At 45.7% G+C, this 15794-nt stretch carries 12 protein-coding genes; 5 read left to right on the top strand and 7 right to left on the bottom strand.

Annotated features, from left to right (window positions below):
- Positions 1-104: 104 nt before the first annotated feature.
- The 3 genes from J7545_RS03895 to J7545_RS03905 all read right to left on the bottom strand — a co-directional run bounded on the left by J7545_RS03895 (position 105) and on the right by J7545_RS03905 (position 3189).
- Positions 105-485, bottom strand: a complete 381-nt coding sequence (locus J7545_RS03895) for a hypothetical protein (protein WP_318700177.1) — start codon at positions 483-485, stop codon at positions 105-107.
- A gap of 179 nt (positions 486-664) precedes the next feature.
- Positions 665-2464: a M61 family metallopeptidase gene (locus J7545_RS03900; protein ID WP_318719162.1), complete on the bottom strand. Its 1800-nt coding sequence runs from the start codon at positions 2462-2464 to the stop codon at positions 665-667.
- A 41-nt stretch (positions 2465-2505) separates the two neighbouring features.
- Positions 2506-3189, bottom strand: a complete 684-nt coding sequence (locus J7545_RS03905) for a Crp/Fnr family transcriptional regulator (protein ID WP_271939844.1) — start codon at positions 3187-3189, stop codon at positions 2506-2508.
- 406 nt (positions 3190-3595) lie between these two features.
- Between J7545_RS03905 and rimO the strand changes: the two genes are divergently transcribed.
- From rimO to J7545_RS03920, 3 genes are all read left to right on the top strand, one after another.
- A complete protein-coding gene (gene rimO, locus J7545_RS03910) occupies positions 3596-4918 on the top strand; it encodes a 30S ribosomal protein S12 methylthiotransferase RimO (RefSeq protein ID WP_318700179.1) in 1323 nt (440 codons plus the stop codon).
- Positions 4919-5012: 94 nt separating this feature from the next.
- Positions 5013-6449, top strand: a complete 1437-nt coding sequence (locus J7545_RS03915) for a DEAD/DEAH box helicase (RefSeq protein WP_318700180.1) — start codon at positions 5013-5015, stop codon at positions 6447-6449.
- Between the two features lie 48 nt (positions 6450-6497).
- A complete protein-coding gene (locus J7545_RS03920; protein ID WP_318700181.1) occupies positions 6498-6944 on the top strand; it encodes a hypothetical protein in 447 nt (148 codons plus the stop codon).
- A 1-nt stretch (position 6945) separates the two neighbouring features.
- Here J7545_RS03920 and J7545_RS03925 read toward each other — a convergent pair whose 3' ends face one another.
- The 4 genes from J7545_RS03925 to der all read right to left on the bottom strand — a co-directional run bounded on the left by J7545_RS03925 (position 6946) and on the right by der (position 12809).
- Positions 6946-7281 (bottom strand): DUF4870 domain-containing protein, encoded by a 336-nt coding sequence (locus J7545_RS03925; RefSeq protein ID WP_318700182.1) that lies wholly within the window; start codon positions 7279-7281, stop codon positions 6946-6948.
- A 220-nt stretch (positions 7282-7501) separates the two neighbouring features.
- Positions 7502-9454 carry a bifunctional serine/threonine-protein kinase/formylglycine-generating enzyme family protein gene (locus J7545_RS03930; RefSeq protein WP_318700183.1) on the bottom strand — a complete coding sequence of 651 codons (1953 nt, stop codon included), beginning with the start codon at positions 9452-9454 and terminating at the stop codon, positions 7502-7504.
- Positions 9455-9580: 126 nt separating this feature from the next.
- The gene (locus J7545_RS03935) at positions 9581-11206 is read right to left on the bottom strand and encodes a serine/threonine-protein kinase (RefSeq protein WP_318700184.1); all 1626 of its coding nucleotides are present in this window, start codon (positions 11204-11206) and stop codon (positions 9581-9583) included.
- Between the two features lie 241 nt (positions 11207-11447).
- Entirely contained in the window at positions 11448-12809 is a 1362-nt protein-coding gene (gene der / locus J7545_RS03940; RefSeq protein WP_318700185.1) for a ribosome biogenesis GTPase Der, read from the bottom strand.
- Between the two features lie 117 nt (positions 12810-12926).
- On the opposite strand from der, the gene J7545_RS03945 reads away from it, so the two are divergent.
- Both J7545_RS03945 and phnD read left to right on the top strand, forming a co-directional pair.
- Positions 12927-14144 (top strand): NupC/NupG family nucleoside CNT transporter, encoded by a 1218-nt coding sequence (locus J7545_RS03945; RefSeq protein WP_318700186.1) that lies wholly within the window; start codon positions 12927-12929, stop codon positions 14142-14144.
- A 464-nt stretch (positions 14145-14608) separates the two neighbouring features.
- Positions 14609-15646 carry a phosphate/phosphite/phosphonate ABC transporter substrate-binding protein gene (gene phnD, locus J7545_RS03950; protein WP_318700187.1) on the top strand — a complete coding sequence of 346 codons (1038 nt, stop codon included), beginning with the start codon at positions 14609-14611 and terminating at the stop codon, positions 15644-15646.
- The last annotated feature ends 148 nt before the right edge of the window (positions 15647-15794 follow it).

Raw genomic sequence — 15794 nt, forward strand, 5'->3', positions numbered from 1 at the left:
AGATAAGTCATTGCGAATGGAACGAAGTGGAATGAAGCAATCGCAAAATCCCCAAATCTTGGCGATTGCTTCCCTGCGGTCGCAATGACAACTCGAATCTATGATCAACAATGTACCTCATAGCAGCGCTTCGCGCTGTAACTGTCATTGCGTCGAATCAAGTAACGGACTTCTTCAAGGAGAATATTAAACCGCTCGTCATTTTCCGTTTGACGTTGTTTCATTTCCGCTTGCTGTTTTTCCATTTCAGCTTGACGCTGTTCCATTTCAGCTTGACGTTCTTCCATCTGTTCCATATGGCGTTGATGTTGAGCCGCAACTTGTAAGAGTGCCTGTGAGGTGATTCTCAAGCCTTCTACACTATCTTTGACCTCGCTAATGCTTTCCCGTAGCTCACTGATACTTTCGCGCATACTTTCGCGCATTTCGCTCACACTCGAAGAGAGTTCGTCGAGCATTTCATCAGTCCATCGCACAACTGCCATTTTTTTGCTCCTTTTTGTTTTAGGCTTGTTTCTATTCTAATACAGCTCTAATACAGTGCTTCGTAGAGTAATCGGTAATGGGAAAACCATTTTTCATGCTATAGCGCCGCTTTTTAAAGCATTTCATGGGAATTCCCTCAAAAGAAAGATTTAGCTGTTCCAACCCAAACTTGATTCACTTATCCCCCGTTGCTAAAGACAGTTTTCAAAGGCACTCCTAGCCACCCTTCAAAGTTTTTCAGTTGCAGGGATAAAGGATTGGGTAAAGGAGTCAGATAATAAGACGTAGGCTTAGGTTCAGCTAAGGTAATGGTTATGGTTTTGAGTTGATCTCCATGGAAGAGAGTTAGAGTAATCAAATCTCCAGGATTATAATCTTTTAAGCGATCGCTCAAGTCATCTGCACTGACGCGCAACCCGTCTAAGGCTAACAGTTCATCTCCTGCATCAATGCCGATATTATAGGCAGGAGAATGGCTTTCGACATATTTAACCCGATTCCGTCCCTGTTCTGCTCTAACAGTGATTCCGAGGTGGGGAATATCCGGTGATTTAATTTCAGCTTTGAGTTGTAAACCAAAGGGTTTGAGATAGGTGTTAAACGCTAGATCTTCGGTGGTATCGAGGGCTTTATAGAAGAAGTCTTCTAAGGACATATGGGCAACGGATTCAATGGTGGAGTGCAGTTGCTGTGGGGTATAACCGGTTTCCGTTTTGCCGAAATTTTCCCACATTTGTACCATCACATCATCGAGCGATCGCCGGTTTTGATGATGAGCGCGAATCATTAAATCGAGAATTAAGGACACCAACTCGCCTTTGAGGTAATACGACATTTGATTATTACGGCTATTGGCATCGGAGCGATAGAGCTTAATCCAAGCGTCAAAACTGGATTCATTTAGGGGTTGAATCCAACGACCTGGGGTATTTTGATAGCGGGTGATTTCCTTGCTCAGTTCGTTCAAAAAATGTCGAGCGTCATAAATGCATGCTCGCAAGGGAATTACCAGATCATAATAGGAGGTTGCTCCTTCACAAAACCACAAAGATGAGGTATAATTCTCTTGGGTATAGTCATAGGTTTCTAGTCCACTGGGGCGCAAACGTTTGACATTCCAAAGGTGAAAAAATTCATGGGCGATCAGTTGCATGAATGAGGCGTATTTTTCCCGTTCGCGAAAACTAAAGCGGTCAAAAATCAAAGAGCAAGAATCTTTGTGTTCGAGTCCGCCTCGACTGCGAGCTAGGTGGAGGATAAAAAGATAGCGATCGTAGGGGAGTCCGCCAAAGAGTTCGGATTCAACTTCAATAATTTTTTCAATATCATTAATGGCACTTTCTGCGGGAAGATTGCCTTGGCCCCAAACGGCTAATTCATGGGTTTTGTTTAGGGTTTGGAAATAATAGATGGCATGGGTTCCAATTTCAAAGGGGCTATCGAGGAGGTGATCGAAGTTGTTGGCTTGAAAAATAGCACTCTCTCGTCCAACTTTCGGGAGGGCAGTGCTAATCTTCCAAGTCGTATCCGGAACGAGGATTTTTACCTGAATGGGTTGTTGTTCCATGCCAAGCACCTGGAAAAACAGGCAAGTGCCATTAAAATAGGCATGGGAGCTATCTAAATGGCTGGTGCGAACGGTGAGTTCATTGGCATAGATGCGATAAAAGACGAAAATATCTGAAGTGTTTTCCGTCTTAATTTGCCAATAGTTTTTACTCTTTTTGTGATAAACTAAAGAAATTTGTTCTAAGTCATGAACTTGAAATTCTTGTAAATTCTTAGCATATTCTCGAACCAAGTATGAACCGGGACTCCAAACCGGAAATAGGAGGTCAAGGCGATCGGCTTGCCAACCGGAAATACTGAGGGTAACTTCATAGAGGTGGTTGCTCGGCTGGGGCATAGCCACTTGATAGGCGATCGCCACTTGATGCTCATCAGAGCGGGTCGGTTGAGGGATAGAGGTTTGAGTCATAGTCGTTAAGAACAGATAAAAATAGACATCAGGAAATTGAGTTAACCCATTCCGGCTAAATGTTTGAGTTGCTTTTTGTTAATTAAACACAATCGGTTTTCTTCAGTATGGATCGCAATCCATTTTTTTTCTTGCAACTTTTCCATGATTTTCTGAGTTTCTTGTAAGCCGATATCCGAGACATCCGCTAAATCTTGAAAGGCAACATTAAAAATGACTACTCCTCGTTGAGTGTCGAGTCCATACTCTTCGGCTAACCGAATGAGAGTATTGGCCAGTTTAACGGCAGGCGGTTGGTTTCGCAGTTGGAAGCGAACATTATTTTGCCGCAGACGGCGAACCATCAACTGCAACATGCGATGATGGAGCTGGGAATCATTAAACAGAGCTTGAATAAATCGCTGGGCTGATACGCTCATCAAGGTAACCGGACAAAGGGCAATGACATCGGTGGAGCGGGGAGATTCATCTAAAATCGCCATTTCTCCAAAAAAGTTACCCGGGCCGAGAACGGCGATCGTCATATCATTTTTATCGGACAGACGGCGGACTTTGACCCAACCCGATACAATAAAAAACACCGCATTTCCCCAAGCATCTTCCATTAACACCGCTCGTTGGGCAGGATATTCATGCTCTTGGGCAATAGACAATAGGCGATCGAGGGTCTCCGGGTTGGCGGTATTGAATAGGGGAAATCGTTCACTAAATTCTTCAGTAGTCAACATGAAAGGTGTTGGCGTTAAGCTTAACAGAAGGGGTTAGAGGTAGACCCAGGGGTGGGGAAGGACAGGATGGAGTTGACTGCCGATTGGCTAAATTGGGCTAGAGACAATCTGAATAGCAGTCGTTCTATCCTAATTAATTCTATCGGTTGGTGGGCAGCACGAGGCGATGGGATCAAGTATGAGGGGTCGCCCAAATTATCTAAAAATGTGTAGGAATGTTGCAAAACTTCAAATTTGCGCTAGGATAATCCTTAAAGTCGCCGTCAAGGGCCGAGGACAACTCATTGAGTGGATCGAGCGGCACAGAAGCGGTGCATTTCCAACGGGTTAGAGACAACAGCAAAGCGTTTTTAGCTTTGTCAGCTTAGTCTAAACCGAAGCGATCCACTGATTGAAAAACTCCATGGGCAATAAGCCAACGATTGCGATCGCCCACTTGGGCTGTGAAAAAAACCGAATTGACACCGAACATATGCTCGGTTTGCTCGTTCAAGCAGGCTACGGCGTTGATTCAAACGAAGAGTTAGCCGATTATGTCATTGTTAACACCTGTAGTTTTATCCAAGAGTCTCGACAAGAATCGGTTCAAACCCTCGTCGAACTAGCAGAGGCTGATAAAAAAATTGTGATTACGGGCTGTATGGCCCAACACTATCAAGAAGATCTCCTCGATGCCCTACCGGAAGCGGTAGCCGTCGTCGGAACAGGGGACTATCAGAAAATTGTGGAGGTGATGGAACAGGTGCAAGGAGGCGATCGCCCGATCGCGGTTTCCTCCAATCCAACCTACATCGCCGATGACCAAACCCCTCGCTATCGGACAACCACCGAGGGGGTAGCCTATCTGAGAATTGCCGAAGGATGTGATTATAAATGCGCGTTTTGCATCATTCCCCACCTGCGTGGAAAGCAGCGATCGCGCCCCATCGAATCCATCGTTGCTGAAGCCCAAAAATTAGCAGATGAAGGGGTTCAAGAACTGATCTTGATTTCCCAAATTACCACCAACTATGGAGCCGACCTTTACGGGAAACCCCAACTGGCTCAACTGCTGAGGGCACTTGGACAGGTCAATGTTCCTTGGATTCGGATGCACTATACCTATCCGACTGGCTTTAGCCCAGAAGTAATTGCCGCTATCCAAGAAACCCCCAATATTCTGCCTTATCTCGATTTACCTCTGCAACACTCCCATCCAGATATTCTTCGGGCTATGAATCGCCCTTGGCAAGGTCAGGTCAACGACCAAATTATCGAAAACCTGAAACAAGCGATCCCTAATGGAGTCTTCCGAACCACCTTTATTGTTGGTTTTCCGGGTGAAACCCAAACCCACTTCGATCACTTGTGTGACTTTGTAGATCGTCATCAATTCGATCATGTAGGCGTATTTGCCTTTTCTCCCGAAGAAGAAGCCCCCGCTTCTGGCTTTGACAACCCGGTTCCGGAACCGGTCAAAGAAGAGCGCCGCAATCACCTGATGGAGCGACAACAACCCATTTCCCTGAGCCGAAATCAGGCTGAAATCGGTAAAACCGTCGAGGTGCTGGTTGAAGGAAGCTTCCCAGACACGCAAGATTTAATCGGTCGTTGTGCCCGATTTGCTCCAGAAGTCGATGGTGTTGTGTACGTCAGACCCCAAGGAAATTCGGAACCCCTAGGAAAACTGATTTCCGTCAAGATTACAGATGCGGATGCTTATGACCTGTATGGCGATCGAGTTTAGAGCCAGACCTCAACTGCGATCGAGAACTGTCCCATTGCTGTGTAAATTACGCTGACATCGGACTTAAAATTTCCACTCATATTAAGGAGTATTAATGACTGTTTCATTTCAAGACCTCGGAATTTCTGAAAATCGTGCCCAATACCTAGAAAGCATTGGGTTTGTTGAACCCACAGAAATTCAAACCAAAGCCATTCCCCATTTGCTTCAGAATCAAGATGTGGTTGGCCAAGCGCAAACGGGAACGGGTAAAACCGCGACCTTTGCTCTGCCGATTTTAGAGCGGCTCAATCTTGAACAGCGCAACCCCCAAGCTTTAATTCTGACCCCAACGCGGGAATTAGCTGAACAAGTCCGCAAAGCCATTCGCGATCTAACCGGAGATAAACGGATTCGGGTGACCGCTATTTATGGTGGGCAGTCCATTGAGCGCCAGATCCAACGGCTCAGAAGTGGAGTGCATATTGTAGTGGGAACCCCAGGACGGGTGATCGATCTGCTTGAGCGCAAGGAGTTAACCCTCCAAGACCTCTCTTGGGTGGTTTTGGATGAAGCCGATGAAATGTTGAATATGGGCTTTATTCAAGATGTGGAGAAAATCCTCTCCCAAGTGCCCACAGAGAGACAAACGGCCTGTTTCTCCGCTACCATGCCCCCCTCTATTCGTAGTTTAGTGCAACGGTTCCTAAAATCGCCGATTACGGTAACCGTAGAACAACCCAAAGCTGCTCCGGTTCATATTGAGCAAATTGCTTATATGATTCCGCGCGGATGGACAAAACAACGGGCACTGCAACCGATTCTGGAAATGGAAAGCCCGGATTCAGCAATTATTTTTGTGCGCACTCGTCGCCAAGCGGCTGAGTTGACCAGTCAACTGCAATCGGCTGGCTATAGTGTGGATGAGTATCATGGGGATTTGAGCCAATCCCAACGGGAGCGCTTAATGACTCGCTTCCGCCATCGCCAGGTGCGTTGGGTAGTGGCGACTGATATTGCAGCGCGAGGCTTGCATGTGGACGACTTGTCCCATGTGATTAACTACGATTTACCGGATAACCTGGAAAATTATGTCCACCGGATTGGGCGAACCGGACGTGCAGGTAAGGATGGTACGGCGATTTGCTTGGTACAATCCTTTGAGCGCCGTAAACTGACTCAGATTGAACGGTATATTCGTCAACGGTTAACGGTGAATCGGATTCCAACTCGCGCTCAGATTGAGGCTCGTCATATTGACCGTCTGCAAGATCAAGTCAGTGATGCGGTAACTGGGGAGAGAATGGCTTCATTCTTGCCTTTAGTGGCCAGGTTGAGTGAAGAGGGCTATGAACCCCATGCGATCGCCGCTGCTGCTCTGCAAATGGCCTACGATACCACTCGTCCTGCTTGGGCACACACCGATTATGATGCCACGGAAGATGATGTTAAATACAGCACTCCTAAGCCAAAGCTGGCTAAACGGAATCGGAATGCATCTTCCCTGCGTGATAAGCGCGAAGACCGGGTTGGAGCCAGCGAACAATCCTAAACCAGCAGTTCGATAGTCACAGTATAATCAGGGAGGCTTAGGTTGAAAATGGTTCAAAAGCTACCCTGGCCCTCCCTGGCCATATTATTAATTTCTTATACCAGTTTTGCAGCAGCCCTGCCCCCTCTGAATTGGTTAGATGAACCTCCGTCATTCTCGATGGAGGTTCGTCTTTGGATTCTGGCAACCCTATTAGCGCTGAGTTTTACTGCTTTGCTCACTGCTCCTTTACGGCAACTCAAAGAGGGGATGGTGAAGGGGTTTCAAAGTGATTTAGGATTATTGTTAGGAGTAGTTACCCTGGGCTTTTTCTCCGTGTTAATTTTATCCCGAATTCATGTATTTTATCGGGGTTTTGTCCTGCTATGTTCGGGAGCATTGGCTCGCCTAGATTTACAAACGTTAGGGTTTACGGAGTGGCAAGCCTTTTTTATTTTAGCCATCACCTCTGTTTTAGGCTTAATCGTGGGTTGGGTGATGGCCTATTTGAGTTAATTTAGAGCAGGCGAAAGATAAAGGGATAGCGATAGGATGTTTCGGGTTGGCTTAGGCAATGGGCGATCGCCAAAACCGGTAAGATCACAGTCATAATTTGCAATAGTCCCAACAAAGGCCAACCAATTAATACAATGGTGAGTATGCCAAAAATGATTTCGTATAACCAGACATTAAAGTGGAAATTGAGGGACTCTTTGGCATTCTCCTTGACAACCGGATCGTCGGAGATAACAGAAATAGCGATCGGTACTCCCACCGAAACCCACAATAAACTAAAGAAAATAGAGCCTTGACACAGAGCAGAAAGTAACTTGCGCTTATCTGGATCGTACATTATTCTCTCCACTGACTTGAATTTCTATATTCATAGTAATCAATGCCCTCAATCAGCTTCCATACGGATTACCGTCTGCTAAATGAGAAATCCTCAAGCGTTTGCTACTTCTAAAGGCGTGACTCCTAAAGCTGGGATTGTAGCTCAACTTGCTAAACCCCAGTTTGAAGACTCCCCTTATGTCAAAAATTAAACATTCCAAGCCTGGATTATATCAAGGCTATATCGCTACTCGAAAGCCAAACGTATTGCCTCGATAGTTCGCCCACAGCATATTACGATGAGCCGAACGGCAATTGAGCAACTGATTACTCCAAGAACCCCCACGTATGACCTTTAATTCCGGTTGATCGCCAGATAACCAAGATTCTCCGTTATTGGGTGCAAGATTGTATGTGTTGTGCCAGTGGTCATTGCACCATTCCCAGACATTACCATGCATATCATACAACCCAAATTGATTAGGGTTAAAACTTCCGACTGCCCTAGTTTTTAGCTCTCTTTCTGAGGGATTAGGCAGTTTATAATTGCCTAAGTCAATGGTTAGCGTTTCACCCACGTTAAATGGAGTTGTAGTTCCAGCGCGACAGGCATATTCCCACTGAGCTTCTGAGGGTAAGCAATAATTTCGTCGAGTGTGGGAAGAGAGTCTTAAACAAAATTCTTGTACTTCATCCCAGGAAATTTGTTCAACAGGTAAATCATCTCCTTGGAAATGAGATGGCTTAGATTCTAAGCGAAGGTTGATTTGTGGAAAAGAGGCGACTCTATGCCATTGGGCCTGGGTAATCTGAAATTTCCCTAAATAAAAGGGAGCAACTGTGACTACATGTTGGGGACTTTCATCAGATTCTTGGTTGTCTTCATCCCCAGGAGAACCCATAAGAAAGGTGCCTCCGGGTATAGAGACCATTTCTAAACAAACTCCATCCCCTAAGTCTTCTTGAAAAGATTGGGCTTGGTAATTTTGGCGCTTAAGGGGTTCTCCACGATGATTAACAGTAACGACTTCAAAGTTAAATGTTGAGTATGTTGGCTGTTTATCATGAGAGAATTGTTCTACATCCTCCTCGTGCTGAGAAATTTCTGTGGGATCATCAGGGTTAGTCTTGGGTGGCGATAATTCAAACTCAGGTACAGTTAAGTCAGAATTTTTAACGACTTCAATGTTAAATGTTGAGGGTTTTGGAACATTAGAAACTGGAGCAGGGGATAAATCTAGTTCGGTAATGAGTGTGGGATTATCTGGGGCAATGGCAGGAGGAAAAATAGGATGGGTTTCTTCATGTTGCAAGTTTCTGAGAGGATTCGGTTCAGCAATTGGAGGAGGTTTAGAAATCAAGGGAGATGGGAGGGAGTTTATGGCTTCTAGGGCTTCTGCTCCGTAGGAATAGCGATCGCCGAAATGATAGCAGACCATTTTCCCTAAAACTTCCTCCAACTCCTCCCTCACGGAGGCGAACTGTTTCCATAATATCTCTTCAGTCTCCGGGTCTTTCGGGAGTTCAGGCAAAGATTTTCCGGTTAAGGCTTGAATCGCAATGACTCCCACGGCATAAATATCACTACTGAATTTCGGACGACCGATCGCCTGTTCGCTGGGCATATAATTGGGAGAGCCAATAATCACCGATACAGGAGTTTGGGACGTTTTTTCAGGGGAAGGGTGAACCTGGGAAAGAGTTTGCTTAACTGCACCAAAATCAATCAGAACCAGTTGGTTATCAAGCGATCGCCGGATAATATTACTTGGTTTTAAGTCTCGGTGAATCACTCCCTGTTGATGAACAAAATCCAAGGGAGTCAAAATATCTCTTAACAAGGCGATCGCCCGATCTTCCTGCCAGGGTTGTCCCTCTCCGATCTCGGAGGCAAGTTCATGACCCTGAATATACTCTTGAACTAAGTAAAATTCCTCCTCTTGTTCAAAAAAGGCCAACAAACGGGGAATTTGGGGATGTTCTCCCAACCGTTGTAAGATTTGAGCTTCAGTGGTGAACAACCGCTTGGCGACTTTTAGAGCATCCGGGTCATCCAATTGGGGTTTGAGTTGCTTAACCACACACAGAGGATGACCCGGAAGGTGATGATCTCTGGCGAGAAATGTTTTGCCAAACCCCCCTTGACCGAGTTCTTGCTCAATTTGGTAGTGACCTGCTAACACTTGTCCCATAACCTGGGGTGTTGTTGATAAAATACCCCATCTAGAATAGCGCAGAACACTAAAGAGGCAATAGGCACTCTAGCCATAGGGTATTGGTCTTTTCCGAAAAACAGTCCCTATTTATTATTCCATTCCCTATCTGTCATTTGACTTGAACCTTTCTAGAGAGAGCCGTAGGTCGCTCAGATGATACTGAACCATATTTTCTACAACGGTTTTAATTGCTTTCATCGGTGCAACTTTGTCATACATCGCAATCGTCACTTCATTAATACTATTGGGACCCTCAGAGAACTGCTGAATAATTTGTGCCAAAATAATCTGTAGTTCTTCCAGTGCAGGGAATCGCTCCACTCGAGTACCGAGCAGAGGAAATGCAATACTTTGAAAACCCTCTTGATTGGCTGTCTCTAAGCAAGTTTGCACTGCTTGTTGAATCGTTGATTTATAGATATTTTGGGAAAGAATGGAAAAATCAGAAGCGAAATTCATGACTGCTGCATGATAAATCTTCTTTGCCCATAGGTAACCTGCGGTTGTCGCTGCGATCGCGCCTAATCTTAAAGGTTGTAATTTTTGGGCTTCTTTATACACTTCAATTCCGCCAATGGAACGAATTTGTTTAGAAACGCCTACCCCCATGGTTAAGTAAGTATCGTCTGAGCTGACAATCACATCAGCCGTGAGATTCGTAATATCTCCTTGATAGAGTTTGATTGATTTGCCTTGCACGCCTAATTCACAAATCCATAATCCTCCCCATCGATCGCGTTGATTGATCGGTTGAAAGGTCACCGGTTGTGATGATTCTGGGTCAATGGAAGCAGAAAAAGACACAACGGTGGGAGAGTCAGGGGAAACGGGTTCCGCTTTGGGAATCGGAGGAGGAGGGGAAGTCGGGGAAATAGAGAGGGCATTGACCGCTTCTAGGGCTTCTGCGGCGCAGGAGTAGCGATCGCCGAAATGATAGCGTACCATTTTCCCTAATACAGCCTCTAACTCTGAACTCACGGATGCCAATGGTTGCCAAAGAATCTCTTCAGTCTCCGGATCTTTCGGGAGGTCTCTAGGTAATGTTCCCGTTAGGGCTTGAATGACAATAATTCCCACCGCATAAATATCACTGCTGAATTTCGGGCGACCAATCGCCTGTTCGCTGGGCATGTAATTGGGAGATCCAACAATTACCGATAAGAGAGTCTGGGACGTTTTACCCATTGAAGGGGTTAATTCTGAAAGAGTTTGCTTGACTGCACCAAAATCAATCAGAACCAGTTGGTTATCGAGCGATCTCCGGATAATATTACTCGGTTTTAAGTCCCGGTGAATCACCCCCTGTTGATGGACAAAATCTAAAGACACCAAAATATCTCTTAACAGGGAGATCGCCTGAAGCTCACTCCACGCTTTACCCTCTTGAATCTCCTGCGTTAGCTCATGACCCTGGATATATTCTTGGACGAGATAAAACTCCTCCTCTTGTTCAAAAAATGCCAACAACCGGGGAATTTGGGGATGTTCTCCCAAGCTTTGTAAGGTTTGAGCTTCCGTTTTGAACAAGCGCTTGGCGACCTTCAGAGCATGGGAGCCATGCCATTGGGCTTTGAGTTGCTTCACCACACACAGAGGATGACCAGGAAGATGATGGTCTCTAGCCAGAAACGTCTTGCCAAACCCTCCTTGACCCAATTCTTGCTCAATTTCGTAGTGACCGCCTAACACTTGTCCTATAGCTGGGGTACTGTTGATAAAATACCTCATCTAGAATAGCGCAGCTCCATAGAGAAATGAGATTAATCATGCCCCAGCTTGGGACACTTGCGAATTGACGACCGATTGTGCTATCAAATCAGAAGATGTGCTGGATCTGTAAAATGCACATTTCTACGACCTCTCTAAACTCCTATGAGGTGCAGTTAGTCTGCGGCTTCATGTAGCCGATATATCCGTTGAACAATTTCTAGACCAGCGCGATCGCCAACTTTTTGATTTTTAATTGATCTTAAACTCGGATCGCTCGATTGGCCCCTGTTGCTTCCAACTCACGGGCTTTTTTGCCTCGCCAAAAGAGGCGAATGGGGGTACCGGTAAATCCCAGTTGTTTGCGAATTTGCCCTTCTATATAGCGACGGTAGTTTTCTCCCAACCGTTTGGGATCGTTGACAAAAATACTAAAGCTTGGCGGTTGGCTACTGACTTGCGTGCCATAGTAAATTTTGCCCTGTTTCCCTTGCCGGTTGGTGGGGGGAGTGTGCCAACTGATGGCCTCTTGCAGAACTTCATTGACCACAGAAGTGGAAACACGGCGTTTATGTTCGCTGACGGCATTATCGACTAACTTAAGAATTTTGGGAACCCGTTGTCCCGTCAGAGCGCTGACGAAAATCATTTCTGACCAGTCAATAAAGTAGAGGCGATCGCGAACCTGTTGTTCGTAGTGCAAAATGGTATAGCTGTCTTTTTCCACCTGATCCCATTTGTTCACCACAATCACACAAGCGCGGCCATCTTCAGTAATGCGGTTAGCCAATTTTTGGTCTTGTTCGGTGACTCCATCGATCGCATCAATGACCAGTAATACCACATCAGAGCGGCGAATGGCTTTAAAAGCACGATTGATCCCGAAAAATTCGGCCCCGTATTCCACATTTTTCTTCTTGCGAATGCCCGCAGTATCAATTAACCGGTAGGTTTTGCCCCCATGTTCGACCATGGTATCAATAGCATCTCGGGTGGTACCGGAAATGGGGCTAACAATAGCCCGTTTTTCCCCTAAAAAGGCATTGAGTAAACTCGATTTACCCACATTCGGACGACCAACAATGGCGATTTTGGTTTCTGTAGATTCTTCCCAGTTTTCCATCACGGGTAAGTGAGGCAGTAAAGCATCCAGAAGATCCCCCGTTCCATTGCCGTGAATGGCGGAAATAGCATAGGGTTCGCCTAGTCCTAATTCCCAAAATTGGGCGGCTTGAATCAGTCCCCGATCTGGAGATTCGCATTTATTCACCGCTAAAATGATGGGGATCGATTGTTGATGCAACCATTGGGCAATTTCCATATCTCCAGGGGTGGGTCCAGTTTGACCATCGACGAGGAAAATGGCAGCGCTAGATTCAGCTAAAGCGAGTAAGGCTTGTTCGCGAATTAGGGGCAAAAATTCAGTATCGTCATGGAAGAGTAGCCCCCCAGTATCGACGACTTGAAAATCGCGATCGCGCCAATAGCAGTAACGATAAGTGCGATCGCGGGTAATTCCGGGTTCATCAAACACAATCGATTCTTGTCTTTTGGCTAACCGATTAACCAGAGTGGATTTACCGACATTGGGACGGCCGATAATGGCGATGATAGGCAGTTTCATAGGAACGTTTTTAGGGGTTAGAAATATGTTTAGAGATTTAAGCCAAGCATTTCATTATATATCATTTAGATTGAAGTCAATTGAAAATTCACTATAAAGCAAGTAGGCTCTTCAATAATGGAACGTGTTATTTCCCTATTGGGACTCGGTGTTTTTGTCGCCTTTGCCTATGGCATCTCGGTTAACCGTCCAGCAGTGCGCTGGCGAGTGGTAGCAATGGGGCTGGGTTTACAGTTTGTTTTAGCGGTGCTGATCCTCAAGGTTCCATTCGGCTTGGCTCTATTCCGCTTTTTAGGCGATCGCATCCAGACGTTTTTAGAGTTTTCGGATGTGGGGTCTGAGTTTGTGTTTTCGTCCCAGTTGGTGAACAATGAGGTGTATATTTTCGCCTTTCGGGTGTTGCCAACGGTAATTTTCTTTTCGGCGTTTATTAGTGTGCTTTACTACTATGGAATTTTACCGCGCATGGTACAGGCGATCGCTCGATTCATGCAATATACCCTGAAAACTTCGGGATCGGAAACGCTGACGGCAGCCGCGAATATTTTTGTCGGTTCGACAGAAGCACCTTTGCTAATTAAACCCTATGTCTCGACAACTACCCGGTCTGAACTTCATGCGATTATGACCAGTGGATTTTCGACGGTAGCTGGAGGAGTTTTAGTCGCCTATATTTCTTTTGGTATTGCTCCAGAGCATCTGATTACCGCATCGGTGATGTCTGCTCCGGCAGCGTTGGCGATCTCGAAGCTGATGTATCCAGAAACCGAAAGTTCCCCCACAATGGGAACGGTATCTATCCAGGTGGAGAAAACCTCTATCAATGCCATTGATGCTCTTTCTACAGGTGCTTCTGAGGGAATGAAGCTAGCCCTGAATATTGCGGCAATGCTGATTGCATTTTTGGGGGTACTGGCGTTTATCAATGCTGTATTAGGTTGGATGGGCGGATTGGTTGGTTTACCGACGTTATCCTTAGAGGGAATTTTTGGCGTAATCTTTGCGCCTGTGGCTTGGTTGATGGGGGTTCCTTGGGCAGATTGTTTAGTGGTGGGGGAGCTACTGGGAAAGAAGACAATCCTGACTGAGTTTATCGCTTATGTAGATTTGAGTGAGTTGATTGCGAATCAACAAATTTCCGATCGCACTGCGGCGATCGCCACTTATGCTCTCTGCGGCTTTTCTAATCTGGGGGCAATCGGCATTCAGTTGGGAGGCATTGGGGCGATCGCTCCCTCTCGACAATCCGATCTCGCTCAGTTGGGTTTACGAGCTATGATTGGCGGATTTCTTGCCTGTTGTATGACCGCTTGTATTGCTGGAGTTTTACTCTAACCGTCATTCATTCTTTAAAATGGGCGAAGGTCTAACCGGAGGCGGCTAGACCTAAACTAAGTATTCTTGAGAAACTCTAATCTTCAGGGTTTTACGAGTTAAGAAAATGGACAAGTACAACTAACTTACTAAGGTTTTCATTCTTCACAGCCATACCTTTTAGGCTTTCCCATAACCCTGTCTTTCCGGACTTCAGGTTTGGCTTAACCGCTGACTGTGCAGGGGGTTTGCCACTAGGGTGAAGGGCTATGTTCAACTGTGACTGGACTCTAGAGGACAGACACCAATTCTAGAACCCAAATTTAATGCTTTAATTTCTTGCTTTGGTGTCTATATTGTTTACAATAGCATAGTTTTTTCAGAGTTCCAGTATTGTTTACACAAATTTAGGACTCTTTACAGAGCGCAATATTCATCAACAAGAGATTAAGTATAATGGCTGATTTTTCCAGGATGTTTTAACCATGAACTCAACTCAAAGAATAGGAATTAACCCAGTTTCCCTACTGCTCATCGGTGGCGCACTTCTGCTCAATTTGGCAGGATGCGGCTCCTCTCAAGGGACTCCAGAAGAGACGGCACAAACCACTCAAGAAGAATGCGATCGCCCCAAGCAGATGGATGGGCAATATTGCGATCGCAATCAAGATCTAGTTGCCGATCCTCCAGACAACCCTGATGAATGGATTAATCCAGACACCCTCATCTTTGCCTATTTACCGATTCCCAACCCAGACCAATACGAATCTGTTTGGACTGAATTTATGGCCCATCTATCGGAAATTACCGGCAAACCCGTCCAATTCCTCGCTCTAGAGTCAAAAGCCGATCAAATTCAAGCCTTAAAAGACGGTCAACTCCATATTGCCGGGTTTAGCACTAGCACTGTCCCCATTGCCGTCAATCAAGCCGGCTTTACCCCTTTTGCCATGATGGCCGCTTCTGATGGCACATTTGGCTATGAAATGGAAATCATCACCCATTTCTCCAGCCCTCTTGATAGCCTCGAAAACCTATCAGACCGCCAGTTAGCCTTCACGGATGCTAATTCCTATTCAGGATACATTTTACCCCGTGCCCTCCTAGAAGCCGGTTATAACCTCAAAGGCGATCGAGACTACAAAGCTGTATTTTCTGGATCTCAAGAAAAATCTATCGTCGGAGTACAAAACCAAACCTATGAAGCAGCCGCCATTGCCAATGATGTCCTGCAACTGATGTGCAATCGTCAGGAAGCCGACTGTAGCCAATTCCGCTCCCTTTACCAATCCCAAACTTTCCCTAATGCCGCTTATGGCTATGCCCATAATTTAGACCCAGAACTGGTTAAAGGTATCCAAAATGCTTTTTTAACCTTTAACTGGTCAGGAACGGGTTTAGAGCGCGAATTTAGTGCCACAGGAGAAGAAAAATTTATCCCCATCGACTATCAAATCGATTGGAGTCAGATCCGTACTATCCAGGAAGCTCAAGGAGTCGATTACCAAGTGCCTTCGGATTAAATACTCTATGGTATAGCAAAGAAAGGGAGCGTTAGGACAGTATCTTAAAAGCTTCTATGATGGCATCATAAAGGGATTCACACTGGTTCTTGAGTTTTCCCACCTCCTTCTTCAGCCGCTCCCAAAAGTGTTCAATTTTATTCAAATC

Source organism: Roseofilum sp. SBFL (assembly GCF_017746885.1).
GTDB lineage: Bacteria > Cyanobacteriota > Cyanobacteriia > Cyanobacteriales > Desertifilaceae > Roseofilum.

Bases quoted from the DNA above. Each gene is read 5' to 3' on its own strand.
- J7545_RS03895 (WP_318700177.1), bottom strand. From the start codon at position 485: ATGGCAGTTGTGCGATGGACTGATGAAATGCTCGACGAACTCTCTTCG.
- J7545_RS03920 (WP_318700181.1), top strand. From the start codon at position 6,498: ATGGTTCAAAAGCTACCCTGGCCCTCCCTGGCCATATTATTAATTTCT.
- J7545_RS03915 (WP_318700180.1), top strand. From the start codon at position 5,013: ATGACTGTTTCATTTCAAGACCTCGGAATTTCTGAAAATCGTGCCCAA.
- phnD (WP_318700187.1), top strand. From the start codon at position 14,609: ATGAACTCAACTCAAAGAATAGGAATTAACCCAGTTTCCCTACTGCTC.
- J7545_RS03945 (WP_318700186.1), top strand. From the start codon at position 12,927: ATGGAACGTGTTATTTCCCTATTGGGACTCGGTGTTTTTGTCGCCTTT.
- J7545_RS03935 (WP_318700184.1), bottom strand. From the start codon at position 11,206: ATGAGGTATTTTATCAACAGTACCCCAGCTATAGGACAAGTGTTAGGC.
- der (WP_318700185.1), bottom strand. From the start codon at position 12,809: ATGAAACTGCCTATCATCGCCATTATCGGCCGTCCCAATGTCGGTAAA.
- J7545_RS03925 (WP_318700182.1), bottom strand. From the start codon at position 7,281: ATGTACGATCCAGATAAGCGCAAGTTACTTTCTGCTCTGTGTCAAGGC.
- J7545_RS03900 (WP_318719162.1), bottom strand. From the start codon at position 2,464: ATGACTCAAACCTCTATCCCTCAACCGACCCGCTCTGATGAGCATCAA.
- J7545_RS03930 (WP_318700183.1), bottom strand. From the start codon at position 9,454: ATGGGACAAGTGTTAGCAGGTCACTACCAAATTGAGCAAGAACTCGGT.
- rimO (WP_318700179.1), top strand. From the start codon at position 3,596: ATGGGCAATAAGCCAACGATTGCGATCGCCCACTTGGGCTGTGAAAAA.